At 71.3% G+C, this 25,875-nt stretch carries 20 protein-coding genes; 13 read left to right on the plus strand and 7 right to left on the minus strand.

All coding sequences use genetic code 11. The features are described 5' to 3' along the window. Positions 1-5: 5 nt before the first annotated feature. The 7 genes from ACFPIJ_RS61275 to ACFPIJ_RS61305 all read right to left on the minus strand — a co-directional run bounded on the left by ACFPIJ_RS61275 (position 6) and on the right by ACFPIJ_RS61305 (position 8,231). Complete coding sequence (locus ACFPIJ_RS61275; RefSeq protein ID WP_380128785.1) at positions 6-1,844, minus strand: NACHT domain-containing protein; 1,839 nt, start codon at positions 1,842-1,844, stop codon at positions 6-8. A 118-nt stretch (positions 1,845-1,962) separates the two neighbouring features. Beyond that, positions 1,963-2,973, minus strand: a complete 1,011-nt coding sequence (locus ACFPIJ_RS61280) for a sulfate/molybdate ABC transporter ATP-binding protein (protein WP_380128786.1) — start codon at positions 2,971-2,973, stop codon at positions 1,963-1,965. After that, complete coding sequence (locus ACFPIJ_RS61285) at positions 2,970-3,848, minus strand: sulfate ABC transporter permease (RefSeq protein WP_380128787.1); 879 nt, start codon at positions 3,846-3,848, stop codon at positions 2,970-2,972. The genes ACFPIJ_RS61280 and ACFPIJ_RS61285 overlap by 4 nt, the downstream gene beginning before the upstream one ends. Beyond that, a complete protein-coding gene (cysT, locus tag ACFPIJ_RS61290) occupies positions 3,841-4,698 on the minus strand; it encodes a sulfate ABC transporter permease subunit CysT (protein ID WP_380128788.1) in 858 nt (285 codons plus the stop codon). The genes ACFPIJ_RS61285 and cysT overlap by 8 nt, the downstream gene beginning before the upstream one ends. Beyond that, positions 4,695-5,732 carry a sulfate ABC transporter substrate-binding protein gene (locus ACFPIJ_RS61295; RefSeq protein ID WP_380128789.1) on the minus strand — a complete coding sequence of 346 codons (1,038 nt, stop codon included), beginning with the start codon at positions 5,730-5,732 and terminating at the stop codon, positions 4,695-4,697. Before ACFPIJ_RS61295 ends, cysT begins: the two co-directional genes overlap by 4 nt. A gap of 63 nt (positions 5,733-5,795) precedes the next feature. Next, on the minus strand, positions 5,796-6,206 hold the full coding sequence (locus ACFPIJ_RS61300) for an RrF2 family transcriptional regulator (RefSeq protein ID WP_380128790.1): 411 nt from the start codon (positions 6,204-6,206) through the stop codon (positions 5,796-5,798). 207 nt (positions 6,207-6,413) lie between these two features. After that, positions 6,414-8,231: a serine/threonine-protein kinase gene (locus tag ACFPIJ_RS61305; protein ID WP_380128791.1), complete on the minus strand. Its 1,818-nt coding sequence runs from the start codon at positions 8,229-8,231 to the stop codon at positions 6,414-6,416. A 415-nt stretch (positions 8,232-8,646) separates the two neighbouring features. Between ACFPIJ_RS61305 and ACFPIJ_RS61310 the strand changes: the two genes are divergently transcribed. The 13 genes from ACFPIJ_RS61310 (at position 8,647) to ACFPIJ_RS61370 (ending at position 25,821) form a co-directional block, all read left to right on the plus strand. Further along, a complete protein-coding gene (locus ACFPIJ_RS61310; protein WP_380128792.1) occupies positions 8,647-9,699 on the plus strand; it encodes a PstS family phosphate ABC transporter substrate-binding protein in 1,053 nt (350 codons plus the stop codon). A 34-nt stretch (positions 9,700-9,733) separates the two neighbouring features. Next, positions 9,734-11,452, plus strand: coding sequence for an Ig-like domain repeat protein (locus tag ACFPIJ_RS61315; protein ID WP_380128793.1), 1,719 nt, complete (start codon positions 9,734-9,736; stop codon positions 11,450-11,452). 95 nt (positions 11,453-11,547) lie between these two features. Then, positions 11,548-12,588: a WxL protein peptidoglycan domain-containing protein gene (locus tag ACFPIJ_RS61320; protein ID WP_380128794.1), complete on the plus strand. Its 1,041-nt coding sequence runs from the start codon at positions 11,548-11,550 to the stop codon at positions 12,586-12,588. Further along, positions 12,585-13,397, plus strand: a complete 813-nt coding sequence (locus tag ACFPIJ_RS61325; protein ID WP_380128796.1) for an LPXTG cell wall anchor domain-containing protein — start codon at positions 12,585-12,587, stop codon at positions 13,395-13,397. Before ACFPIJ_RS61320 ends, ACFPIJ_RS61325 begins: the two co-directional genes overlap by 4 nt. Positions 13,398-13,741: 344 nt before the next feature. Continuing rightward, entirely contained in the window at positions 13,742-14,533 is a 792-nt protein-coding gene (locus ACFPIJ_RS61330) for a phosphate ABC transporter ATP-binding protein (protein ID WP_380128994.1), read from the plus strand. Beyond that, positions 14,530-15,591, plus strand: coding sequence for a phosphate ABC transporter permease subunit PstC (pstC, locus tag ACFPIJ_RS61335; protein WP_380128797.1), 1,062 nt, complete (start codon positions 14,530-14,532; stop codon positions 15,589-15,591). Before ACFPIJ_RS61330 ends, pstC begins: the two co-directional genes overlap by 4 nt. Positions 15,592-15,612: 21 nt before the next feature. Beyond that, positions 15,613-16,707, plus strand: a complete 1,095-nt coding sequence (pstA, locus tag ACFPIJ_RS61340) for a phosphate ABC transporter permease PstA (protein WP_380128798.1) — start codon at positions 15,613-15,615, stop codon at positions 16,705-16,707. A gap of 41 nt (positions 16,708-16,748) precedes the next feature. Beyond that, positions 16,749-18,389, plus strand: coding sequence for a substrate-binding domain-containing protein (locus ACFPIJ_RS61345; protein ID WP_380128799.1), 1,641 nt, complete (start codon positions 16,749-16,751; stop codon positions 18,387-18,389). After that, entirely contained in the window at positions 18,386-21,148 is a 2,763-nt protein-coding gene (locus ACFPIJ_RS61350; RefSeq protein ID WP_380128800.1) for a hypothetical protein, read from the plus strand. The genes ACFPIJ_RS61345 and ACFPIJ_RS61350 overlap by 4 nt, the downstream gene beginning before the upstream one ends. Beyond that, entirely contained in the window at positions 21,145-22,071 is a 927-nt protein-coding gene (locus ACFPIJ_RS61355; RefSeq protein WP_380128801.1) for a sortase domain-containing protein, read from the plus strand. Before ACFPIJ_RS61350 ends, ACFPIJ_RS61355 begins: the two co-directional genes overlap by 4 nt. A gap of 138 nt (positions 22,072-22,209) precedes the next feature. Next, a complete protein-coding gene (locus ACFPIJ_RS61360; protein ID WP_380128802.1) occupies positions 22,210-23,778 on the plus strand; it encodes a TerD family protein in 1,569 nt (522 codons plus the stop codon). 215 nt (positions 23,779-23,993) lie between these two features. Next, on the plus strand, positions 23,994-24,419 hold the full coding sequence (locus ACFPIJ_RS61365; RefSeq protein WP_380128803.1) for a hypothetical protein: 426 nt from the start codon (positions 23,994-23,996) through the stop codon (positions 24,417-24,419). Between the two features lie 4 nt (positions 24,420-24,423). After that, on the plus strand, positions 24,424-25,821 hold the full coding sequence (locus tag ACFPIJ_RS61370) for a TY-Chap domain-containing protein (protein ID WP_380128804.1): 1,398 nt from the start codon (positions 24,424-24,426) through the stop codon (positions 25,819-25,821). Positions 25,822-25,875: the final 54 nt, after the last annotated feature.

Genomic DNA, 25,875 nt, shown 5'->3' on the forward strand with positions numbered 1-25,875 from the left:
GGGCGTCACACCGACCGGGCGGCGAGCCGCTCCTGGAGCCGGGCGTGGCGGAACTGGTAGTGCACGCCGGCCCGGCGCAGCACGCCACGCTGGTAGGCGTCCTCGAGGAAGGCCCACATCCGCCACGGCATCCGGCCCGTCGCGGCGAGGATGATCCGCCCGGCGGTCGCCCGGCCCCAGAGCGTGCACACCATCAGCCAGGCGAACGCGGTGACCGCCGCCGGGAGCGCGGCGTGCGCCAGCGCCTCGGGCCACGGGTACACCGTGCCGGAGATCGGTTGCGCCTGGGCGCCGAGCCCCACCAGCATGCCCACCACCGCGGCCTCGGCGAGCGCCGCGATCCGATGATGTGTCCGCACCGGCGAGGCGAGGGTCACCACGACGCCGTAGATCGTCAGCGGGATCAGCCCCGCGACGAGCAGTCCCCGCCCGGCCTGACCGGTGCCGACGAGGAAGCTGGCCGCGAAGAGCAGGCACAGCGTGACGAATGCACCGGCGAACCTGATCACCTCCCGCCACGGCCGGTAGATCCAGGCCGGCGACCACCACGCGAAGCTCACCGCGTCGCGGGCGATCATCAGGCGGGCCAGGGCACGGAACCAGGGCGCGACCTTCGCCGCCGGCCACCGGGTCCGTCGGTGGTCCGGTGCCGGTGCGGCCGGGTACAACGCCGGCACCAGATGGTCCAGCAGGTGCGTCTCGATGGCGGCGCTGCTGCTGCCGATCCGGTCGGTGAGCAACTCGGCGGGATCGCTGCGGGGGGAGCGGTAGATGGTCCGCGCCAGCCAGACCATCAACGGGGTCGACAACGCCTGAGCGAGCGGGCCGTGCGGATGGTCGCGCAGGTGCGCCAGCACCGGCTGCCAGGCCGCGGTGCTGGGAGCCGTCGCCGACAGCAATCGTTGGACGTCGTCCGCGAGGAGCGGCGTCAGCTCGACGACCGGCACGCTGGCGAGTGGCCCTTCCAGGGCCACGGCGGCCTCGTACGTCCGGGTGCGGCAGGTGAGCACGAACTGGTCGTTGCGCTGGAGCAGGCCGCCGATGGCGGCCAGCGCCTGGCCGTGCCGGCTCCCGCCGGGCGGGCCGATCCGGTGCTCGGTGTCCTCGGCGAGTTCGTCGAGGCCGTCGAGCACCGGTAGGAACCGTCCCTGGTCCACGGCGAGCTGCGCGATCGTGGTGCGGTGGTCGTGGCGGCCGACGATCTCGGCCAGCGCCGGGTAGTCGGCGGCGAGTTGCCGGGCGGTCCAACCCCGGATGTGCTCGCTCGACGGGTCCCAGGACGCGATCGACAGCAGCACCGGGACCGGATCGTCAGGATCGCGCCGGCCCAGGAGGTCGAGCACGAGCCGGAGCGCGAGGGTGGTCTTCCCGGCGCCCGGCTCACCGAGCACGACCAGCCGCCGTGGCGCGTCGAGCCTCGCGTACACCTCGGCGATGTCGACGTACTCGCCGGCGAGGTCGATCGCATCGTTGTTGGTGGGTGCGCCACGGATCGCGGACCAGCTTGCCATGACCGCCTGCGCCCGCTCGGTGGTGTTCCACCGGACGGGCAGCGGCCAGGGGGTCAGCGCGCCCCTGCTCGCCTCCTGCACCCGCAACCGCTGCGCCGACAGCTGGGCGACCTCCGCGATCGCCCGCTCGATCCGCTCCTGTTCGCTGCCGGCGTCCAGGCGCGCCCGGACGACCCAGGCGATCGCGGGCGTGATGACGGCGACGGCGCCGGGAACGACCGTCCAGATCAGGCCGAGGCCCTGGTCCGCCTTCAGCAGCCAGGACACGGTCGAAACAGCGACCAAGGTCAGCACCAGCCCGCAGAGGCCGATCATCCGCCAGCCGATTCGCATCGCCCTATCATCGGACACGCTCATTGTGGAAGCGAGCGCCGCGCACGGTGGGTGACGGGCGGCGCGGTGCGGTGACGGGCCCGGCCCGCCCACCGGGCTGTCACCGCTGTCGGGAGTCTCAGTGGCTGGAGGCGGCCACCTCGAGGGGGACCTCGGCCGGGACCGGGACGGCGGGGGTGGTGGGGCTGCCCGGGGTGATCCGCAGGTGCACCGTCGTGCCGACGTCGAGGCCGAGCGCGAGGAACTCGTTGCGGGTCAGCGTGACGATGACGGCCTGGCCGGCCGCGGTGGTCACGTCGATGCGGATCTCGAAGCCGATCCGGGTGATGCGCGAGACCTGGCCGGCGACGTCGTCGGGGCCGGCGGGGGTGGTGCTGATCTGCAGGTCGTGCGGGCGCACCAGGTGGTCGCCGAGCTGCGTGACCGGGCCGAGGAACCGCATGACGAAGTCGTTGGCCGGGCGGTCGTACAGGTCGTCGGGGGAGCCGATCTGCTCGATGCGCCCGTCGTTGATGACCACGATCTCGTCGGCGACCTCCAGGGCCTCCTCCTGGTCGTGGGTGACGAAGACGGTGGTGACCTCGACCTCGTCGTGCAGGCGGCGCAGCCAGTCGCGCAGCTCCTTGCGGACCTTGGCGTCCAGGGCACCGAACGGCTCGTCGAGCAGCAGGACCGTCGGCTTGATGGCGAGGGCCCGGGCCAGGGCCATGCGCTGGCGCTGGCCGCCGGACAGCTGCGCGGGCAGCCGGTCGGCGAACTGCTGCAGGTGCACGAGCTTGAGCAGCTCGTCGACGCGCTCCGCGATCTCGGCCTTGGGCCGCTTGCGGATCTGCAGGCCGAAGGCGACGTTGCGGCGCACCGACATGTGCTTGAACGCGGCGTAGTGCTGGAACACGAAGCCGACGTTGCGCTTCTGCGGCGGCAGATCGGTGGCGTCGATGCCCTCGATCTCGACCCGGCCGGTGTCGGCGCGTTCGAGGCCCGCGATGATGCGCAGCAGCGTGGACTTGCCGCCGCCGGACGGGCCGAGCAGTGCCGTGAGCCGGCCCGAGGGGATGCTCACCGAGACGTTGTCGAGCGCGACGAAGTCCCCGAAGCGCTTGCCGACTCCTGCGATTTCGATGCTCAACGGTCTTCCTTCGGCCGGAGGACGGATACGACGATGATGCTGGCCACGGCGACGAGGGCGAGCAGGAACGCGGTGGCGTAGGCGCCGCCCTTGTCGAAGTTCAGGTACTTCTCCTCGACCACCAGCGGTGCGGTGCGGGTGGCGCCCAGCACGTTGCCCGACACGATCTTCACGGCGCCGAACTCGCCGAGCGACCGGGCGAGGCTCAGCACGACGCCGTAGATGATGCCCCACTTGATCGAGGGCAGGGTGATGCGGCGGAAGGTCTGCCAGGCGTTGGCGCCGAGGCTGCGGGCGGCCTGCTCCTGCTCCTCGCCGACCTCCTCGAGCACCGGCACGACCTCGCGGATGACCAGCGGCAGGGCCACGAAGACGGTGGCCATCACCATGCCGGCCTCGGCGAAGATGATCTGCAGGCCCCAGCTCTCCAGGGTCGGGCCGAACCAGCCGTTGCGGCCGCCGTAGACCAGCACGAGGGAGAGCCCAACGACCACGGGCGACACCGACAGCGGCACGTCGAGCAGCGCGTTGAGCAGGCGCTTGCCGGGGAAGCGGTACCGCACGAGCAGGATCGAGATGGTGACGCCGAAGACCGTGTTGATGATGACGGAGATGATGGCGATCTCGACCGACAGGTGCAGCGCGTGCACGATGTCGGGGTCGGTGAGGATCGCCTGCAGGTCGTCGAAGCCCTTCTTGAAGGTGTTCTGGCCGACGAGGTACACCGGCCAGGCCACCAGGAAGAACAGGTACGTGATGACGACGAGCCGGATCAGGTAGGTGACCGGGCCGCGCTTGCGGGTCCAGGCCTTGCCGGTGGCCTTCTTCGACGACCGCGCGGCCGGGGGTGTGGGCTTCACCAGGGTGTCAGCCACGGCGCACCGTCCTTCGCTGGATCACGTCGAGGATCACGATGACGGTGAACGAGATCACCAGCAGGACGGTGGCGACGGCCGCCGCGTTCTCCAGGTGGTCGTTCTCGATGCTGCTGAAGATGCGCACCGAGGTGACCTCGGTGCGCATCGGGAGGTTGCCCGACAGCAGGACCAGCGAGCCGTACTCGCTGACGCCGCGGGCGAAGGACAGCGCGGCCCCGGCGGTGATCGCCGGGGTGAGGCTGGGCAGGATGATCTTCCAGAAGATCGTGAACCGGCTGGCGCCGAGCGAGGCGGCGGCCTCCTCGACGTCCTGGTCGATCTCGGCGAGCACCGGCTGCACGGTCCGCACGATGAACGGCAGCGTCACGAACAGGAACGCGACGAAGACCGCGATCCGGGTGTTGGCGATGTCGATGCCGAGCGGGCTGTTCGGCCCGTACAGCGACAGCAGCACCAGGCCGGCGACGATCGTCGGCAGCGCGAACGGGATGTCGACGAGCACCTCGAGGACCCGCTTGCCGAAGAACCGGTCCCGGACCAGCACCCAGGCGATGAGCGTGCCCATCACGACGTTGACCAGCGTGACGCCGATCGAGGTGAAGATGGTGAGCTCGATCGAGGCGAGGGTCTGCTCGGCGGTGATCGCCTCCCAGAAGCCGCTCCACCCTTCGGAGCCGGCGACCGCGATGACCGCGGCGAGCGGGATGAGCACCAGGAGGCTGAACCACAACATCGCGACCCCGAGCCCGAGCCCGGAGACGCGTGTGAGGGGGTGCCCTGACGTGCCCGACCGGGCCGACCGGCGGTTGCCCGCCGGCCGGCCCGGGATCGAGGTCGCGGATGTCACTTGGCTTTGCCCGACGCGGCGATGATCTTGACGATCAGGCCCTCTTTCTCGTCGAAGAACTTCTTGGAGAGCTTCGACCAGCTCTCGAAGTCCTTGTCGACGGTGAGCAGCTTCTTCGGCGTCGGGAACGGGCTGTTCGGGTCGATGGCGCCCTCGACGCCCTTGGTGTCGACGCCGGAGATGATCGGGCGGAAGCCCTTGAGCGCGAACTGGCGCTGACCGGGGACGCTCAGCACGAAGTCGAGCCACTCCTTCGCCTTCGGGTTGGCGTTGGTGAGGATCGCGCCCGGGTTCTCGATCAGGATCGTGGTGTCCGGGTAGACCCAGTCGAGCTTCTCGCCGCTCTGCCGGGCCAGGATCGCCTCGTTCTCGTAGGCGAGCAGGACGTCACCGGTGCCGCCGATGAAGGCGGTGGTGGCGTCGCGGCCACTGCCGGGCAGCGCGACGACGTTGCCGAAGAGCTTGGTGAGGAACTCGCCGGCCTGCGCGTCGGTGCCACCGTTGGCGGTGATGTGACCCCAGGCGGCCAGAGCGTTCCAGCGGGCCGCGCCGGAGGAGGCCGGGTTCGGCGTGACGATGCCGATGCCGGGCTTGATCAGGTCGTCCCAGCCCTTGATGTTCTTCGGGTTGCCGGGGCGCACCGCGAGGACCACGACCGAGGAGGACACGATGCCCTTGGTGGGGCCCTGGTTCCAGCTCGGGTCGACCAGCTTGGCGTCGACCAGGCGGGTCACGTCGCTGGACACCGAGAAGTGCACGTAGTCGGCCTTCAGGCCGGCGACGACCGCGCGGCTCTGGTCGCCGGAGGCGCCGTAGGAGGTCTGGAACTTGACGCCCTTGCCCGCCGGGGTCTTGTTCCACTCCGCGGCGATGGCCTTGTTCGCGGCCTCAGGCACCGCGAAGCCGACGATGTTGAGCGTGGTGGACTCGCCGCCGGCGCCGGTGTCGTCCTTCTTGGTGGTCCCCGCGCACGCCGACAGCAGTAAGCCGGCGGCGAGCATGAGAGCGGCGGTCGCTCTGATCGGGTGCTTCATGGGGAACCTTGTCCTCCTGGGTCGGCAGTACTCATATGGGGGTCGTGCGGTGGCTCTGCGGTGTTACGCGGTGCGTTCCTCGGCCAGCAGGTCGGCGAGGCTGGTCTGGTCGACGATCGCGTTGACGGCGTTGTCGACGGACAGCCACACCTTCCGCAACCCGCGGCCGACCCCGTCGTACGTCGCCTGCCCGGTGGGCAGGCCACGCACCGTGGTCAGCGCCCCGTTCATGGCGCGGAGGACCTCACCGACCGTGATGGCGCCGGCCGGCCGGGCGAGACCGTATCCCCGCTCCGTGCCGCGGTGGCTGTGCACGAGCCCCACGCGGCGCAGTTCGAGAAGGACCGTCTGCAGCGAACCGATGGACATCTGCTCGCTCTGTGCCAGTTGCGCCGCCGTGACGCGGCCCGGATCCGCCGCGGCGATGGCGAGCATTGCCCTGATCGCGTAGTCGGCGCGGACAGAGATGTGCACGTCGCTGTGCTCCGATCAGATCGCCCGGGGTCGGCGACAACAACTGCGCACGCTGCCTGTCTCCGTTCCCGCTTGTCGCGATTGTCTAGCAAGTCTAGTTAGTAGGTAGGAATAGAATAGTTGCGGAACGGCTGCTGTCAAGGTTGCGCACCGCAGTCGGCCCGTGTGGGTTGCGTTACATCGGTCGATCGGGGGAGGTTCCGCCGGTCAGGGCCGCGCCGCCCGCTCGTGCACCATCCGCAGCAGCACCGGGTCGATGACCAGGGGATCGGCGCCGGCGAGGAGGCGCACGACGGCCGGCCCGGCGTCCCGGGCGACCACGACCGTCAGGCCCGTCGACTCGAACTGGGTCGGCGCGAGCCGGATGCCGTCGGACCGCGCGCCGTCTGTGGTGAGCACCACCACGCAGCCGGCGGCGACCCCGGCCGTGCCCCAGCCGAGGGGTTCGACGCGGCGCGCGAGCTCCTTCAGCCGGGTGTCGACCGAGGTGTTGGGGCGCCCATTTGCGTACACCCGGCAGGCGTGCCCATGCGTCGGGTTGAGGTCATACGTGCCGGGCCGCACGCCGTCGAGCACCGCCAGGAACACCACGCTGCGGTCGCACACCACCGCGGACCGGACCGTGCCGTCCCGCCACGGCATGGCCCGCGCCGCGGGCAGCGGGCCGAGGACGTCGTCGAGCCAGTCCGGCGGGTGGGTGTCGGCCAGCCAGTACCGGTCGCGCATGCCCTGGAACAGCTGCCCGCGCTCGTGGTTGGCCCGGACGGTCTCGGCCTGTGCCAGGTCCTGCCGGACGTACCGCTCGACCTCGTGCACCGCGACGACCTGGCCACCGGCGGCGATCAGCGTGAACAGGACCATCACCAGGTTGATGAACGGGTGCTCGCCGAGGCGGGACAGGTAGGTCACCAGCGGCACCGCGTAGCAGGCCAGTGTCGCCGTGGCCGCCGGCCCGGCCAGCCGCCGCAGGTCCAGCGCCCGCCGCAGGACGACCGCCGCGCCCAGCGGCAGGGTCACCAGCAGTGCGCTCGACCACCAGGTCCAGTCGAGCAGGGTCAGCACAGCCAGGCCGCCGAGCCCGGCGAGCCCGCCCACGGCGATGTTGCGGCCCAGATCCGGGTCGGCGGCCGGCACGTCGAGCAGGCGCGGCCGGACGTCCGCCCCGGGGACGGCCGTCGGTGCCTCGTCCGGCAGGACCTTGGTCGCGGCGGGCGGCGTCGTGGCGAACGCGCCGGTCTCCTGTGGCGCCAGCTCCGCCACCCGGAGCAGTTCCTCGCGCAGTCGCCGGGCCGACTCCGGCCGGTCCGCCGGGTCCGGCGACAGTGCCTGCCGCAGGGCCGAGGCGACCGGCTTCGAGACGGCGGACAGCGCCGCGTGCGGATCGAGCGCCGACGGCGGCTCGCCGAGCAGCAGCGTGTGCAGGGTCGCGCCGAGCGAGTACAGGTCGGAGGCGACGCTGTCCGGCTGTCCGGCCTGGACCTCGGGCGCCATGTACCCCTTCGTGCCGATCCTGGCCGTCGCGGTGTACCTGCCGTCGTCGCGGTGGATCGCGGAGATGCCGAAGTCGGACAGCACCGCGGTGCCGTCGTCGGTGAGCAGGATGTTGTTGGGTTTGATGTCGCGGTGCAGGATGCGCGACGCGGCCTCATGTGTGTGGATGAGCGCCTCGGCCACCTGCGCGCCGATGCGCAGCACGTCGGCGACGGGCAGCGTCCGCTCGACCACGAGCCGGTCGGCGACCGACGCGGCGTAGAGGTCCATCACCACGTATCCGGTGCCCTCGGCGGTGAAGTCCGCCTCCAGCAGCCGCACCACGTGCGGCCGCCCGCGCAGCGCCTGCAACGCCTGGACCTCGCGCAGGAACCGCCGCCGGTCGGCGTCGTCGAGATCCCGTTTGTACACCTTGATCGCGACGGCGGACTTGTCCAGCGTCGTCTTGTGCGCCCGATATACCTGCGCCTGGCCGCCCTTGGCGCTGATCAGCGTGAGGTCACGGTAGCCGTGGATCTGCGGCACAGTGACCATGAAGCCTCCCGGATGGCAGGGCCGCGGCGATTCTAACCGCCGCCGCGCCCGGAATCCGCCCGTCCGCCGGGTTTCCCCACCCGATCTGTCACCCAAGTCCCTTTCGCGCGGATGTGTTGATTAGCCCGGACCTCCGCTCCTGTTCATCTGGTGCATGTCCGGCGCAGGCTTTGGACAATGCATTTCTTCACGCGCCTGGAAAATGCTGACTCTTTTGCGGAAGGTGCAGTTCAAGCGGTGCATATCGTCTATTTGTGAACGCACAATGGGCCGAATGGCCAGCCTCGGATCGCACATTGTGTATTTCGCCGGCACGATTCATCCGTCGTTCATTGTTGGAGCACTCGGCAGTGGTTATCCGCTGCGAAGGTCGGCGTCGCATTCAACTTTGAGTGCAAGGCGGAAAGGTCATGGAATGCGACACATCAGTAAGGTCGGGCTGGGGGTGGCGGGGGTAGCGGTGCTCCTGCTCACCCAGGCCACCGCGGCTCACGCCGATGTCGCGGCACAGGGCAACGACATCGTCGGCATCGGGTCCGACACCATCCAGTACGCCGCCGACTTCCTGGCCGACGGCGACTACCAGGGCAACCCCGGCTTCAACGCCGCGGGCGGCCGGGTGTTCAACTTCGACGCGACCGGCGACGCCAGCGGCAAGCTCACGGCGGGTGCCACCGTCGTGCTGCGGGGCGGCAACTTCCCGGTCACCCGCCCGAACGGCTCCGGCGGCGGTCTGACGTACTTCACCCAGACCGACATCGGCGCCACGAAGAAGGTCCAGTTCGTCCGCAGCTCGCGCAAGCCGAGCAAGGCCGAGGACGACCGCGCGGTCGCCAACGGCTGGGGCGGCCTGCGCTGCTACCAGCTCGGCCTCGACGGTCTGCGGATCGCCGTGTCGAAGACCGTGGCGACGAACGCCGGCACCGCCGGCATCAGCGCCGCGGACCTGAAGAAGATCTACAGCAGCCCCCCGCAGATCACCACGTGGGGCCAGGTCACCGGTTACAACGGGCCGAACCCGGGCGCCACGATCGTCCCGATCCTGCCGCCCGCGACCTCCGGCACGGAGCAGTTCTTCATCGCGCAGATCGGCCTCACCGAGGCTCAGGTCCGCACCACGACCGAAGGCCTGGTCCGGGCCGAGGAGCACGACCCGACGCCGATCCAGACCAACGCGAATGCCATCGCGCCGTTCTCGACCGCCCGTCAGGTCATGATCCACAACGGGTACTTCAACGCTGGTGCCGCGCAGGACCCGGTGACGCTGCAGTCCGGCGGCGCCGCGTTCGACGTGACCCGGCCGGTGTACTTCATCGTCCGGAACAGCGAGATCAACACCTCGTGGAACAAGGCGCTCTTCGCGCCGGGTGGGTTCCTGTCCCAGTCGTTCCTCGCTCAGCCCCTGATCGAGGACGCGGCCGGCTTCACGTACCAGTACGCCGACGCGGGCCTCTGCCACACCGCCTGAGCAGGCGCACACCAACCTTCGAAACGGAGTCCCAGTGAAGATTCGCTCCAGGTCCCTGATGGTCGGGGCGGCAGCCCTGGCTGTCGCGGCCAGTGTCCTGGTCGGGGGAGGTGTCGCCTACGCGGCGGTGACCCCGGCCTTCGAGCCGGACCCCAACGCGATCGGCAGCATCACCCTGTACAACGCCAGCGGCGCTGTCATCACCGGCGGTAGCCTCAGCGACAGCCCGATTGCGGCATACGCGGCGGCGTCCGGCGCGGGCCGCACCGGGGACGTGAGGGCCTTCCTCCGGGTGGCCACCCCGAAGGCGGCCACGCCGACCGACCAGTTCGAGTCGGCCGTCGTCACCAACACCACCAATTTCCCGAACACGGCTGCCCCGGCGCCGCTCAACGCGCTGACGACCCCGCTCGTCAGCGCCACGGCCGGCACCTCCCTGGGCGCGTACATCGCGTCCAAGCCGAACACCGAGACGGCCGCGAACCTGGCGAACATCTACCAGCTTCGCCTGATCACGACCGCCCCGGGCCAGTCCCCCGACGTGAACTACTTCCGCCTGGACCTCCAGGTCGACACCGCGGCCGGCACGTGGAGCATCGCGTACCCGGCGTCGGCGACGGCGACCACGACCACGCTGACCGCCAGCCCGGCCAGCCCGGTCAACAGCGGGACCGCGGTCACCCTGACCGCGAAGGTCACGCCGGCCAACACCGCCGGTTCGGTGCACTTCTTCGACGGTGCGACGGATCTCGGTGCGGGCACGTACAACCCGGCCACGGGCAACGCGACGCTCAGCGTCACGCCGTCGGTCGGCAGTCACTCGCTCACCGCGCAGTTCACTCCGAGTGACACCTCCGCCTTCAACGGTTCCACCTCCACGGCGCTGCCCTTCACCGTGAACGCTCCGGGCACGCCGACCACCACCACGCTGACCGTCACCCCGCCCAGCGGGACCGCGGCCGGCACCGGTGGCACGCTCGACGCGACGCTCTCCGCGGTCGTGGCCCCCGCCGGCACCGCCGGCTCGGTCCACTTCTTCGACGGCGCCACGGACCTGGGCGCGGGCACCTACGACGTCGCCACCGGCACGGCGACGCTCGTGAAGGCCCTCGCCACGGGCAACCACCTGCTCATCGCGACGTTCACCCCGAGCGTCGGCGGCTTCCAGTCGTCGTCCTCGGCGATCCTGAACTACGCGGTGGTCGGCGCGAACGGTGCGGCGGTGCCGCTCGACGCGCAGAACAACAGCGAGCCGTTCGCGGGTGCGCTGGTGCTCCAGGTCGCGGCGGGCACCGCCGTGCACCTGACCCAGATCCCGGTGAACGACCCGAACGGCCACCCGGCGCAGGCGACCGACCCCACGGGTCACCGTCACGCCTGGGTGTTCACGGGCAACTTGACCGGCGTTTCGGTCAACGACACCCGGCCCACCCAGGATGGCTGGACGCTCAACGGGCAGGCCGCGGACTTCCGCAACGGCCAGACCGTCGTGCCGGCCACCAACCTCGGCTGGGTGCCGGCTGCCAGCGGCGGCGACGCCGAAGGCACCGTGGCCGCCGGCTCGGCGGTCGACTCGAAGCTCAAGACGGCCACCAGCAACGGTCTGCAGACCAGCAGCCAGTTCGCGAAGGCCGCCCCGGGCAACGGGCTCGGCACCAAGGACCTCACCTCCGCCCTGGAGCTGCGGATCCCGGACACCTCCCCGACCGGTCTCTACACCAGCACCCTCACGCTGACCCTGGTCAGCCCCTGACGGGTGACGTAACGAAATAACGCCAGGTCGGCCCGGGACGACCCCGGGCCGGCCTGCGCCCATCTGCTGCACATCCGACGGACGGGAAACCTGCTATGAGACGCCTTTTCGCACTGGTCGCGGCCGCCGCCGTGGCCGCGGTGCTGACCCCCGCGGCCGCGCACGCCGAGCCCGGCGTGCCCGCCGACGACGGCAACCGCGCCTGGTCGCTGCGGCCCGGCACGCCGGAGGGCAAGCCCGACAAGCGCACCCACTACACGCTGCAGGGCATCCCCGGCGCGGCGGTGGAGGAGAAGGTGCTGGTCACCAACAGCAGCAAGGTCCCCGCCTCGTTCGTCATCTACGGCACCGACGCGTTCAACACCTCGACCGGCGCCTTCGACCTGCTGCCGGCCGCGCAGAAGCCCACCGACATCGGCTCATGGATGCAGTTCCAGGCACCGACGATCACCATCGACGCCGGCGCGACCGTCGTGGTGCCGTTCAAGGTCGTCGTGCCGGCCAACGCGACCCCGGGCGACCACGCCGGTGGGGTCGTGGTCTCCCTCGCCACCGGCACCGACGTGAAGGTCGACACCCGGGTCGCGGTCCGGCTCTACCTCAGGATTGCCGGGCTGCTGCGCCCCGTGCTCGCGGCCCAAAAGGTGGAGGCGCACTACGAAGGGGTCGGCAACCCGTTCGGCTCGGGCACGGTGACCGTGTCGTACACGGCGGAGAACACCGGCAACATCCGGCTGCAGAGCCGCGCGAAGCTGATCGTCAAGTCCGCGCTCACCGGCATCACCCTGGCCGAGAAGAAGCTGCCCGACCTGCCGGAGCTGCTGCCTGGCCAGCGGGTGCCGCACGAGGCTGAGATCGGCGGCGTCTTCCCGGCCGGCCCGCTGACCGTGCGGGTCGAGCTGGAGCCGTTCGGCGACCCGGAGCAGCCCGTCGGCCAGGCCGTGCCGAAGGCGGAGGGGCACACGACCATCTGGGCGTGGCCGTGGCTGCTGCTGATCGCGCTGCTGATCCTCGGCACCGGCGCCGGCTTCCTGGTGCGCCGCTGGCTGATCCGCCGCCGGCAGGCCCGCGCCGACGCCGCCGCGCTGCAGCGCCGCCGGGCCCGCAAGGAGAGCAAGGCCGGAGCGGCCGCATGACCTCGCGGTTGACGTTTGCGGCGGCGGTGCTGGCGGCGACGGCCGCCCTGGCCACCACCGGCTGCTCGGCGGACAAGCCGGACGGCGTGCCCTACACCGACAGCCGCTCAGCCGGCGGCATCGTGCTCTACGGCAAGGACGGCAAGCCCGCCACGTCCGGCCGGACGGCCGACAAGCCGTTCGTCGCGAAGGCGATCGCCCAGGCGAAGGCGCCCGAACCCTATGACCGGGAGGGCCGCAAGGCGACCCTGCTCGCGTTCCTGCCCCGCAAGGACGCCGACCCGACGCAGTGGCACGGCCGGTTCCTGACCGGCGCCAGCGCGTACCCCGACGTGGCGCACCCGACGGTCGTCGCACCCGCGGAGGCCGGTTCCCTGGCCGAGTTCCTGGACGTGTACCCGACCCAGTGGGACGGGCTCGTCCAGCTCCGCATCTACCTCGGGGTGCCCGGCGAGGAGACGCTCACCACGAGCTACGCGACCGCCGACATCCGGGTCAGCGGCGGCACCTGGACCGTGGTGCGCGCCGGGTCCGCCAACGCCGCCGGCCGGCTCGCCGCCGCGGTGGCGGGCGCGGCCGTGATGGACGGCGGGACGGGCGTGCCGATCGAGGTCCGCGTCGACGGCGGCTCCACCAGCCCCAGCCCGACCCCGGCCGGTGGCGGCGGCCCGTTGCCGCGCACCGGCTCCGACGTGATGACCCTCGCCGGCGGCGGCCTGCTGCTGGTCGTCGCGGGCGTCGCCGCGGTCCTGCTCGGCCGGCGCCGCCGGGCCACCGCCACCGTCGCCCGCGAGGAGGCCCACCGATGACGACCGCGCCGACCGAGGAGTCATACCCGCACGAGCCGTCGCCGTTCGCGCCACCGGACGGCGCCGCGCGCCACGCCGCGCCGGAGGAACCCGGCCCGGAGCACGCGGGTCCGCAGTACGCGAGCCCGCTGTACACGAGCCCGCAGTACGCGAGCCCGCAGTACTCCAGTCCGCAGTACGCGGGTCCGCAGCACCCCGGGCCGCAGCATCCAGGTCCGCAGTACCCCGGGCCGCCGCAGCCGGGTCCGTGGTCCTCCGGGCCGCAGGCGACACTGCCGTTCGGTCCCGTGCCGCCGCTGCCGGGCCACCCGGCGTCGCCGCTGGGCTATCCGGCGCGGCCGCTCATGCCGCCGGCGGCGCCCCTCGCGACGCTCGACGCCCGGGCGATCTCGGCCTGGTTCGGCAGCCGCAAGGTGCTCGACCGGGTGTCGCTGACGATGCAGCCGGGCCGGGTCACCGCGCTCATCGGCCCGTCCGGCTGCGGCAAGTCGACGTTCCTGCGGATCCTCAACCGGATGCACGAGCTGGTGCCGTCGGCGCAGCTGGCCGGCGAGGTGCTGCTCGACGGCGCCGACATCTACGACACCGGCCGCCGGATCACCGACGCGCGGCGCCAGATCGGCATGGTGTTCCAGAAGCCGAACCCGTTCCCGACGATGAGCATCTACGACAACGTGGTCGCCGGGCTCAAGCTGACCGGCCTGAAGGTCCGCCGCTCGGAGAAGGACGCCCTGGTCGAGGAGTGCCTCATCAAGGCAGGCCTGTGGCGGGAGGTCAGCGACCGGCTGCGCTCGCCCGGCGGCGCGCTGTCCGGCGGCCAGCAGCAGCGGCTGTGCATCGCCCGGTCCCTCGCGATCCGGCCCCGGGTGCTGCTGATGGACGAGCCCTGCTCGGCGCTCGACCCGACCTCGACCCGGGTCATCGAGGAGACGATCGCCGAGCTCGCCGCCGAGGTCACCATCGTCATCGTCACGCACAACATGCAGCAGGCGCACCGGGTCTCGCAGCAGTGCGCGTTCTTCCTCGCCGAGCACGGCACGCCGGGCGCGATCGTGGAGAGCGGCGAGACCGAGCAGATGTTCGGCGCCCCCGTCGACCGGCGGACCTCCGACTACGTCAACGGCCGGTTCGGATGAGCGTCGTGTCGCTGGACAAGCAGCAGGACCCGGTGCCGGACCCGGTGCCGGACCAGATGCATGACGTTGTGCCGGACGGCGTGGAGGACCAGCCGCGCCGGCTCGCCGCGGCGCGGTCGCTGCAGGACCAGATCTTCCGGGGCGGGTCGCTGGGCGTCGGTGTCCTGGTCATGGTCATCTTCGGCTCGATCGGCTTCTTCCTGGCGCTGCAGTCGATCCCCACGCTGTCGCGGTACGGCTGGAGCTTCTTCACCGAGAGCGACTGGCAGCCGGAGCAGGACGCGGTCGGCATGTCCGCCGTGCTGCTCGGCACCTTCCTGGTCGGGCTCATCGCAATGCTGACCGCGTTTCCGCTCTCGCTGGCCTGCGCGCTGTTCATCAGCGAATACTGCGGACCGGGGCTGCGCAGGTTGCTGGTGGCGATGGTCGACCTGATGGCGGCCGTGCCGAGCATCATCTACGGGCTGTGGGGCTTCTTCCTGCTCCAGCCGCAGCTGATCCCGGTCGCGCACTGGCTGCACCAGAACCTCGGCTTCATCCCGTTCTTCAAGGTTGAGACTGACCCGAACGAGCCGGTCTGGGCGCAGTCGCAGTACACCGGATCCGCCTTCATGGCCGGGCTGGTCGTGGCGATGATGGTCATCCCCATCGCCTGCGCCGTGATGCAGGACGTGTTCGGGCAGGCGCCGGTCGGCGAGCGCGAGGCGGCCCTCGCCCTCGGCGCGACCCGCTGGGGCATGATCCGCACCGTTGTGCTGCCGTTCGGCCGCGGCGGCATCGTCGGCGGCACGATGCTCGGGCTGGGCCGCGCGCTCGGCGAGACCGTCGCGGTGCTGCTCATCATCGGCGTCGCCTTCGACATCAAGCTGCGGGTGCTCGAGGTCGGCACGATCACCGTGTCGTCGCTGATCGCCAACCGCTTCAGCGAGGCGACGGCGGGGCAGCTGTCCGCCCTGCTGACCGCCGGGTTCGTGCTCTTCGTCATCACGGTGCTCGTGAACACGATCGCCGCCATCATCGTCAGCCGCGGCCGCAGCGGCGCGTCCACCGAGATCTGAGACCGGAGGGAGGAACGGAGCATGTCGAGCCTCAGCACCAGCACCAGCGCCACCACCGCTACGAAGGCGGACCCAGCGGCTCCCGAGCGGCCCCGGCGGCTGCGCGCCCGCACGCTCGACGACAAGCTGAGCCTCGCCGGCGCCGCCGCCGGATCGCTCGCGCTGACCTGGGTCGGCTATGGCAAGATCCTGCCGTTCTCCGGCCTGATCGGCTTCGTCATCGTCTGGTACGTCGTGTTCCTGCTGATGTACGCGACGGTGACGAGCCTGTCCAGCCCGCGGCCGGTCGTGGTCGACCGGGTGGCCACGGCCGTCGTCCACGCCGGTGCGGGCCTCATCGGCTTCGCGCTGCTGTCGACGATCCTCTACATCCTGTTCCGCGGCGGGCCTGTCACCATGCACTGGAACTTCTTCACCGAGGACATGAAGGGTGTGCGCCCGACGGCACCGCTCACCGACGGCGGCATCCTGCACGCCATCGTCGGCTCGCTCATCGAGGTCGGCATCGGGGTCCTGATCTCGTTGCCGCTCGGTGTGGTGACCGCGGTGTACATGGTCGAGGTCGGCGGCCGGCTGTCGATGATCGTGCGGACCGTCGTGGAGGCGATGACGGCCGTGCCGGACATCCTCGCCGGGCTGTTCATCTACACCACGCTCGTCGTCGCCGTCGGGTTGCCGAAATCCGGCCTGGCCGCCGGGCTGGCGATCGCCGTGACGATGGTGCCGATCATCGCGCGGGCCTCCGACGTGGTGCTGCGGGTCGTGCCCGGCGGGCTGCGGGAGGCCGGGCTGGCGCTCGGCGCGTCGCAATGGCAGGTGGTCCGCCACGTCGTGGTGCCGACCGCCCGGCCGGGCCTGGCGACCGCGCTGATCCTGGGCATCGCCCGCGGCATCGGCGAGACCGCGCCGGTCCTGATCGTCTCGGGCGCCTCGACGTTCCTCAACCGGGACCCGCTCGAGGACACGATGAACTCGCTGCCGCTGTTCATCTTCACTGCCGTCCGAAGTGGACAGCCGGAGTTCATCGCCCGGGGCTTCGGCGCCGGCGCCGTCCTGCTCCTGCTGGTCCTGCTGCTGTTCGCGGTGGCCCGCTGGCTCGCCCGGCCGAAGGTGTGACCGCGATGTCCCGCCCCATCATCCACAGACGAGGAATCATCGTGCAGACTTCCGCCGCCCGCTCGCGGCCCGCCATCGCGCCCGTGCTGGCGATGGTCCTGGGCCTGGTCGCCGCCCTGGTCGCGCCGGCCACCCCGGCCGCAGCGGCCGGCCACGCCCGGATCACCGGCACCGGTTCGTCCTGGAGCGCCAACGCGCTCAACCAGTGGGTCGCGGACGTGGCGAAGCGGGATCTGCAGGTCGACTTCACCGCGACCGGCTCCGCGAGCGGCCGCAAGGACTTCGCGGCGGTCGCCACCGACTTCGGCATCTCCGACATCGGCTTCCGCGGCAAGGACCCGACGACCGGGACGCGCGACGACGCGCAGGGGCGGGCGTTCGCGTACCTGCCGATCGTCGCCGGCGGCACCGCGTTCGTCTACCAGGTCCGGGTCGGCGGCCAGCTCGTGCGCAACATCCGGTTGTCCGGCGAGACCCTCGCCAAGATCTTCTTCGGGCAGATCACCAACTGGAACGACGCGCAGATCACCGCCGACAACAACGGCACGAAGCTGCCGTCGCTGCCGATCATCGTCGTCGTGCACTCCGAGGGTTCCGGCTCGACCGCGCAGTTCACCTCGTACCTGGCGAAGCAGTACCCGGCGCTGTGGCGGGCGTACAGCGGCATGACGGAGTTCACCGAGTACTTCCCGACCAAGCCCAAGACCGGGACCCGCAAGCCGCCCATCGCGGTCAGCGGCTCCGACCTGGTGATCAACACCGTCACGGCCGGGTCGAGCAACGGCGCGATCGGCTACGACGAGTACTCCTACGCGTTGGGCGCCGACTACCCGGTCGTGGACCTGGAGAACGCCGCCGGGTACTTCACCAAGCCGACCGACTTCAACGTCGCCGTGGCGCTGCGGGCCGCCGACATCAACATGGACAAGACGAACCCGTTGACGTATCTGCTGCAGAAACTGGACAGGGTCTACGTCAACCCGGACATCCGCACGTATGCGCTGTCGTCCTACTCGTACCTGATCCTGCCGACCGGCAACGACGCCAGGATGAACAGCGAGAAACGCCAGACACTGGTCGACTTCATGGCCTACTCGATCTGTACCGGGCAGAGCTCGATGGGCATCTCCGGCTACTCGCCGCTGCCGATCAACCTGGTCCAGGCGGGCTTCGAACAGTTGCAGAAGTTGCATGACATCGACCCGACCGTCACCGTCGCCGCGCAGCCGGTCAACACCTGCAACAATCCGACGTTCATCGCCGGCAAGCCGAACGAGAACCACCTGGCGGTGATCGCGCCGAACCCCCCGGACTGCGCCAAGCGCGGCAAGGGCCCGTGCACCGTCGCCGGATCGCCGACGGGCAGCACCGGCGGCAACGGCAACGGTAACGGCGGTGGCGGCAACGGGTCCGGCGGCACCACCACCAACCCGTCCGCGTCGGGTGCCGCATCGGCGGCCGCCCAGATCGACCCCGACACCGGCGAGGTCATCAGCGGCGGTGGCGGCGGCAGCGGCGGCGGGGACGTCAACGCGGTCGGCGTGCCGAACGACCTCGCGGCATTCAAGACCGGCAAGCACATGCAGGTGCTCGGCCCGACCGCGGCCGTGCTGCTGCTGCTCGTCGTGTTCGGCCCGGCCCTGCTCGGTCGCTGGCTGCGCCGCCGCCGGGAGGGTTCATGAAGCGCCGGCGCATCGTGAGCGTTGCCGTGCTCCTCGCCTGCGTCGGCGTGCTCCTGCCCGGGTCGGGCTACTCCGCGCCGTCGGACGAGGCGCCGCCGGAGGTCACCAGGACCCAGACGATGAGCAGAGTGCACGTCGAGGCGGACGGCGCGCAGACCGCCGTCGACACCCGCACCGTCACCGCGTCGGTCAGCCAGGTCAGCAACCTGCGCAACCGGCAGCAGATCAAGGTGAGCTGGACCGGGGCGCACCCGACCTTGGCCACGTCGAGCAATCCCAACAGTGTGCAGGCGCCGCTGCAGGAGTACCCGGTCGTCGTCATGCAGTGCCGGGGCGTGGACACCCCGACCAGACCGCTCGACCCGAGCACCTGCTGGACCCAGAGCGTCGAGGAGCGCCGGTACACCGACCCGACGCTCGCCTTCCCGCCGTGGCGGCTCGACCGGCACGAGAGCCCGGCCAACCGCCAGGCCACCGTCGGCGTCCCGACAGCGGTGCCGGCCGGCTGCGACCTGACGGACGTCACGCCGCCGTCGCGGTTCGTGCCCTACGTGGGGCCCGCGCCGACGAACATCACCTACTACCCGCTCAACCGGCGCGAGAACAAGACCTGCGGCCCGGTCCTGGCACCGGACATGGTCAACGTCGAGGACAAGGACGCGACCCCCACCAACACCACCTTCGCGGCCAGCAACCGCGACGGCGCCGGCAGCATCAAGTTCGTGGTGACGACCGAGGAGTACAACCAGTCGCTCGGCTGCTCGATGACCGTCGCGTGCAGCCTCGTCGTGTTGCCGATCATGGGCATCAGCTGTGACCTGCAGGGCGCGGGACTGCCCGCCGCCGACCGGCCGACCGCGAGCGACCTCAGGTTCGCCGGACCCATGTGCAAGAAGACCGGGCGCAAGGGCGTCGGCGAGTTCTACGACAACAACGACCCCGACCAGGTCGACGTCGCGGTCACCGGCAAGTTCTGGTGGAGCGCCTCGAACTGGCAGAACCGTATCGCGGTGCCGATCACCTTCGGCCCGCCCGGCAACCTGTGCGACCTCGCCAACTCCGACGAGCAGGTGGACCTCGTCGGCTCCGAACTGATGGTCCAGGCGACCGACCAGTGGGCCACGGCGTTCTGCACCGACCCCACCCGCTTCAAGTTCCGGCACGTGCGGCTCGGCGAGCCGCAGGCCAAGTCCGCGGTGGCGGCCGGCAGCGCGAAGGCGGCCCTCGCCAGCGTCCCGCCGCAGCAGAAGTACCCGATGCCGACGGTGAGCGCGCCGATCGCGGTCACCGGCTTCGCGATCAGCTACATCGTCGACGACGCGAACGGCAACGAGTACAAGGACCTGAAGCTCAACGCGCGGTTGCTGGCGAAGCTGCTCAGCGAGTCGTACCCGACGAAGAGCGACCTGAAGGGCGCCTACGGCAAGGCGGCCGAGGCCGACCCGTACCGGGCGATGGCGAAGAATCCGCTCACCGTCACGCTCGACCCGGAGTTCAAGGCTCTCAACCCCACCGTCGGTGACGCGTTCGCCAGCGTCCTGAGCTCCTCGACGCTGCTCGCCCTGTCCGGCAACTCCGACGTGATGTACGCGCTGTCGGCCTACCTCAACGCCGACCCCGAGGCGCGGGCGTTCCTCAACGGCACGCCCGACCCGTGGGACATGGTCGTCAACCCGAACTACAAGGGCATCTCGCTGCCGCGGACCAGCTGGCCCCTGCTGGACGCATTCGTCTCGGAGCACTTCACGCCCTACACCGGCTGTTCCGAGCCCGAGTTCACCGCCGGCCTGGCCCAGATCCCGTACCTGCCGCTGGTCGCCTCCCCGGTGGCGAACCTGGCCAACATCGCGCAGCGGGTCCAGTACGCCCTGGCCAACGCCCACGTCAACTGCGTCCTGCTGCGCGATGAGGCGGGCCAGCCGATCGGCGTCAACATGGGCGCCATCGGCCGGCAGGAGTTCCGCGGCCGCTTCATGCTCGGCGTGACGAGCCTCGCGGACGCCGAATTCCTCCAGCTCAACACCGCGGCCCTGCAGTCACACTCGACCACGTCCACGACCGGAAGGTTCACCGACCGCACCGGCCGCACCTTCGTCGAGCCGACCGACGACTCGATGCAGGAGGCGATGAAGTTCATCAAGCAGGACACCACCGCGAACACCTGGGTCCTGCAGTACGACAAGCTCGTCAGCGCCGCGGGTGCCGCCGCCTACCCGGGCACCCTGCCGGTGTACGCCACCATCCCGACGCGGAACCTCGGCACCGACGGCGCGAAGCTGGCCCAGTTCCTGAAGTTCGCGGCCGGTGAGGGGCAGACCCCGGGGCTGGGCAACGGCCAGCTCCCGCCCGGCTACCTGCCGCTGACCGCCGCGAACGGGCTCGGTGACCTCGTCGCCTACACCCTGCGCGCCGCCGACGCCGTCGCGGCGCAGACCGGCACGGTGCCGCTGGTGCAGGGCGGCAACGCCCCCACCACCCCGGCGCCCACGACCGGCGGCACCACGGGCGGCACCGGCACACCGACCAGCGCCAGCACGGTGCCGGCGCCCGGCTCGCGCCCTTCCGGCGCCGTGCCGTCCGCCTCCGCGTCGGCGCCGCCGCCGGCGGCACAGCGGCCGGCCGGGTTCACCGCCGGGCTGTCCTCGGCCCTGGCCGCCTGGGCGCTGCCGGTCGCCGTGATCATCGCGCTGGCAACCTTCCTGATCGGCTCGGTCACCCGCGCCGTGACGTTCGTCGTGACCTGGTGGAAGGCGACATGACCGCGACTGCCGTGCTCGAATCTCCGGCTGACGACGACTTCGACGATCTCCTGCCCGAGCCGGTGGCCCTGACCAGGCTGCCCCCGCCGGCCGCGGTGACCGTCGTCGTCCGGTCGCTGCTGACCCTCGCCGTGCTGTCGGGCTGGCTCGTCGCGTACGCCCTCGGCGTCAGCGCCGTGCAACAGGCCCGCACCCAGCAGCAGCTGTACAACGACTTCCGCGAGAAGCTGGCCCTCGCGACCGTGCCCATCGGCGGCGAGATCGCGCCCGGCACCCCGGTCGCCCTGATCGAGGCACCCGGCATCGGCCTGCGCCAGATCGTGGTGGAGGGCACCAGCTCCGGCGTCATGCGCGACGGCCCCGGACACCGCCGCGACACCGCGCTGCCCGGCCAGCCCGGCACCTCCGTCGTCTACGGCCACGCGGCCGCGTTCGGCGGCCCCTTCCACCGGGTCGCCCGGCTGCAGCCCGGCGACACCATCACCGCCACCAGCGGCCTGGGCATCATGCAGTACGAGGTGACCGGCGTCCGCCGCGAGAGCGACCCGCTGCCCGCACCCCTGCCCGCGGGCGGCGCCCGGCTGACCCTGGTCACCGCCGAGGCCGACGGCTGGCGCAGCGGCTGGGCGCCGAACCAGGTCGTGTACGTCGACGCGGTCCTCAAGTCCGGCGACGTCCAGCCCGGCCGCCCGGGCCGGCCGACGTCGGTGGCGGTGGCCGAGAAGGCGCTGCAGGCCGACCCGGACGCCCTGGTGCCGCTGGTGTTCTGGCTCCAGGTGTTCGTGGTCGCGGCCCTCGCCACGACCTGGGCCCGGCAACGCTGGGGCGGCCTGCAGACCTGGTTCGTCGGCGCGCCGATCCTGCTCGCCTGCCTGTGGGGCACTGTGGAGACCCTCGCCGAGTTCCTGCCCAACCTCTCCTGACACCTGCCGGCCATCGCCCGTTCAGTCAGCACCAGCGCGACGTCGGGAGGCTTTGACAGACGGATGTCCATATTCGTGACCGAATGATCGCTGATGGTGAACCCGGCTCGATACGATCGCGCCGGAGGTGGCCCCGCCATGACAACCATCGCGCTCGCCCGCGGTGCGAACACCGCCATCGACGAACCGGCCGTCCGCGCGTCGATCGCGTGGGGTGCGGGCTCGTCCGTGGATCCGTGTGCGCTGCTGCTCGCCGCGGACGACAAGGTCAGCAGCGACGCGGACTTCGTGTTCTTCAACCAGCCGCGCGATGCCGCCGGCACCGTCGAGCTGACCGGGGACGGTCCGCGCGGCGCGAGCCTCGAGGTGCAGCTGCACCGGATCCCGGCGCAGGTCAGCAAGGTCGTCGTGGCCGGTTCGATGGACGGCGGGACCTTCGACGCCGTTCCCGGCCTGGAGGTCACCGTCGCGACCCGGAACGGGCGGATCCTGGCCCGGTTCCCGATCGCCGGGGTTGAACGGGTCACCGCGATGGTGTTCGGCGAGTTCTACCGCCGCGACGGCCAGTGGAAGTTCCGGGCCATCGGGCAGGGCTGGGACTCCGGCCTGGCCGGCCTCGCCACCCACTACGGGGTCACCGTCGACGAGGAGGAGCGCGAACCCGGCTGGTACCCGGTGCCCACCGACCCGGGATCCCAGCGCTGGTGGAACGGCACCGAGTGGAGCGTGCGGACCATCCGGCTCTTCCCTGAGACGGCGACCGGCTGCGGACGGTGCGGCGGCACCAAGACCCGTCCGCAGGCTGACCAGCCGCCCTCGTGCGCCCGGTGCGCGACGGAGATCTCGAACGTGCTCAACGTGTGGAGCACCAAGGCGGCCGGCGTTCTCGCCGCCTCCGGTCCGCAGGGCTCCGAATGGGATGCCCTGACCCACGAGCTGCGCTTCCACCGGGTGGGGGAAGCCGCCGGCCGCCGGGCGCTGCGGCCGGTCGCGTTGCAGTACCTGGAGCAGATGGTGGCGTTCGCGTTCGCCGACGACCTGATCGAGCAGCACGAGGTCGACGAGTTCGAGGACGCGGTCCGCCGCATCGGCATCACCGACACCGCGATCGCCGACATGCGCCGCCGGCTGCAACGCGGCCTCGACCTGGCCCGCATCGCCGACGGCGACGTCCCCACGGTCACGCAGACGACCCTGCAGCTACAGGCCGGCGAGGTCCTCCATCTGGAAATGCCCGCCGCCAACATCAAGTTCCTGGCCGCCGGCCCGCGCCCCAATCCCGGGCGTCTGATCGCAACCAACACGAAGCTGCGATTCCTCGGCGACGCGGGCGGCGGATTCCAGGTTGGCTGGGCCAAGGTCATGGAGATCCGCCCGGAGAACGGTCGTGTCGTGGTGACGGCGATCCCCAAGGGCGGTAACTACAAGGTCGACGACGCCGAACATGTCGCCGCAGTGCTCACCGGCGTGCTCCGGATCGCCAATCGGACCGCCAGCGTCCCCTCCCAGCGCGACTCCCGCAGCATCGCCCCCGCCATCAAGTCCGAGGTGTGGCGGCGCGACGGCGGCGCCTGCGTGGAGTGCAGGGCCACGGAGTACCTCGAGTTCGACCACGTCATCCCGTGGAGCCGCGGCGGCGCGACCAGCGTCGGCAACCTCCAGCTGCTGTGCCGCCGCTGCAACCTCGCCAAGGGCGCCCGCATCTGACCCGCACCGGGGCAGCCGCCGGGCGGCGCACCGCCTAAGCTCGCACCCGTTCACCGGGACGGGGGAGGTGCGGTGCACGAGCGGCTGTCGTCGCGCCGGCGCCAGGGGCTGTCGGTCGCCGGGATCGGAGTCGGCCTGCTCCCGCTGGTGCACGGCGAGTGGCGGACCGCGCTGGTGGCCGCCGTCCTCGGACAGCTCATCACCGGGGTCTGGGCGTGGGGAACCGGCTGCGGGCCCGCGATCGGCACCACCGTCGGGTCGGTCCTCGCGACGGGGACGACTCCTGGCGATGCAGGGCGCGCGCCCAGGAGATCCTGCCGCTGCCGCCGACGTTCCGGCTGGCCTGGGGCGATGACTGCGCCTCCGGTGGCACCAGCGGCAACTGCACGGCCGAGTTCGTGGTGACGGCCACCGACGGCGCCGCGCCGGCCGTGATGATCGAGCGCCTGGCCGACCATCTGAGCACGCTCGGCTGGCACATGGAGACCGACTCCGGGGCCCACGGCCGGTTCCGCCGCCGGCGGCATCCTGCCCTGGCGGGAGCACAAGCTTTGGTTCTCCGACGAGGCCGCGCAGTGGCGGCGCCCGGCGCCGGCCGGGTCGGTCGTCGTCTTCATCGACAACGGTTGAGACAGGAGTAGATCGATGTCCCAGGATCACCATGGATGGGCCGCGGTGGGGGATGAGCTCGCCGACGCGCTGGTGCGGTTGCGGCCCGAGGACGCGATCGCGCTCGACGGCGCGGGCGCCTTCGTGCAGTTCATCCGGTTCGGCACCGGCATCACCGTCAAGGGGCCGTCGGTGCTGGTCCACACCACGCCCGGCGAGCCGGGTTCGGAGACCGAGGCGGCGCTGACGGCGCTGGGCTGGGCGTCGTCCGACGAGACCGAAACCATGGCCCAGCCGGAGGCGTCCGCGCCGCTGGACCCGGCCACCGCGACCCGGCTGGCCGACGTGATCGTGCGGACCTTGCGGGAGGTGCGCGGGATCGCGGATCCGGCCGCGCTGACGTACAGCTCGTTCAACAACAACGGGCTGCGCGCACCGCGGCTGAGCACCGTCACGGCCGATGCCAAGCAGGCGGCGCCGGACCCGGACCCGGCCACCCTCCTGCCGTCGCCCTCACCCGCGTGGCGGCAATGGTGCACGCTGCTCGCCGACGGGATCGACGACTGGTCGCAGGCCGCGTTCGACCGTCTCGTGGCCGAGCAGGGCTGGCAGGAGTCGTCCACCGGCCGGCGGCTCACCGCGGGCGGCGGCGAGCGGGTCAGCGCCCTGACCTATCACGCCGGCCACCGTGGGCACGGCGAGGTCAACGCGGTGAGCGTGGCCCTGCCGGTCGCCGCGGCCGAGGTGCCACAGGTGTTCCGGCAGGCCCTCGCCGGGGCGGTCGCCGCGCTCGGCCACCCGCCGCTCGTCGGCGACATGGACCGGGAGCCGTTCGCCCGCTGGCGCGGCGCCCGCACGACGCTGACCCTGTCCGCCCGCCTCAGCGGGGAGGTCCAGCTCCTGGTCGAGCCGACCGAACCCCGGGAGACCGTCATCTACAACGACCAGAAGTGGATGATGTCGCCGGACGACTGGAGCCCGGACGAGCTGTGGATCACCGAACCGGACGTGGAAGCGCCGCAGGCCGAGACGCTGCTCGGGATGATGTCCTACCCGCACTCCCCGTCGACCACCCTCGACGGGACGATCGATGAGCTGCGCACGCTGTTCGCGTCCTGGAGTTCGGCACTGCCGCTGCTGTACCCGTACGCCCGCACCGCCCGCTTCCGGCTGACCCGTCGTGACGGTGACATGGTCGTCGAGGGCCGGTTCTCGCGGGAGCGGGTGACCGCCCGGTTCGGCTGGTCCGACCAGTACGGTGCCCGGGTGGCCGCCGCGCCGGGCGCCGACGTCACGGCCGACCTGGTCGAGCGGGTGCGGGCCGCCCTGGACCTGGCCGGCGTCACCACCCCGGAAGAACTGAGCGGGGCCGCCTGGTCCGACACCCCCGCCGAACGCCTCTACGCCAGCCGCCTCACCCTCGAACACGGCTGACCAGCCCGGCCAGGCACACGATCGTGGCTACGCGGTCGTAGCTACCCCATGATC

It is taken from the genome of Dactylosporangium cerinum (genome assembly GCF_042653625.1).
Classification (GTDB): Bacteria; Actinomycetota; Actinomycetes; order Mycobacteriales; family Micromonosporaceae; genus Dactylosporangium; species Dactylosporangium cerinum.

What these genes read in the sequence shown, in the direction of transcription:
- ACFPIJ_RS61310 (WP_380128792.1), top strand. Translation starts at nt 8,647, where the DNA reads ATGCGACACATCAGTAAGGTCGGGCTGGGGGTGGCGGGGGTAGCGGTG.
- ACFPIJ_RS61350 (WP_380128800.1), top strand. Translation starts at nt 18,386, where the DNA reads ATGAAGCGCCGGCGCATCGTGAGCGTTGCCGTGCTCCTCGCCTGCGTC.
- ACFPIJ_RS61320 (WP_380128794.1), top strand. Translation starts at nt 11,548, where the DNA reads ATGAGACGCCTTTTCGCACTGGTCGCGGCCGCCGCCGTGGCCGCGGTG.
- ACFPIJ_RS61305 (WP_380128791.1), bottom strand. Translation starts at nt 8,231, where the DNA reads ATGGTCACTGTGCCGCAGATCCACGGCTACCGTGACCTCACGCTGATC.
- ACFPIJ_RS61325 (WP_380128796.1), top strand. Translation starts at nt 12,585, where the DNA reads ATGACCTCGCGGTTGACGTTTGCGGCGGCGGTGCTGGCGGCGACGGCC.
- ACFPIJ_RS61275 (WP_380128785.1), bottom strand. Translation starts at nt 1,844, where the DNA reads ATGCGAATCGGCTGGCGGATGATCGGCCTCTGCGGGCTGGTGCTGACC.
- ACFPIJ_RS61370 (WP_380128804.1), top strand. Translation starts at nt 24,424, where the DNA reads ATGTCCCAGGATCACCATGGATGGGCCGCGGTGGGGGATGAGCTCGCC.
- ACFPIJ_RS61330 (WP_380128994.1), top strand. Translation starts at nt 13,742, where the DNA reads ATGCCGCCGGCGGCGCCCCTCGCGACGCTCGACGCCCGGGCGATCTCG.
- pstA (WP_380128798.1), top strand. Translation starts at nt 15,613, where the DNA reads ATGTCGAGCCTCAGCACCAGCACCAGCGCCACCACCGCTACGAAGGCG.
- pstC (WP_380128797.1), top strand. Translation starts at nt 14,530, where the DNA reads ATGAGCGTCGTGTCGCTGGACAAGCAGCAGGACCCGGTGCCGGACCCG.
- ACFPIJ_RS61355 (WP_380128801.1), top strand. Translation starts at nt 21,145, where the DNA reads ATGACCGCGACTGCCGTGCTCGAATCTCCGGCTGACGACGACTTCGAC.
- ACFPIJ_RS61360 (WP_380128802.1), top strand. Translation starts at nt 22,210, where the DNA reads ATGACAACCATCGCGCTCGCCCGCGGTGCGAACACCGCCATCGACGAA.
- ACFPIJ_RS61295 (WP_380128789.1), bottom strand. Translation starts at nt 5,732, where the DNA reads ATGAAGCACCCGATCAGAGCGACCGCCGCTCTCATGCTCGCCGCCGGC.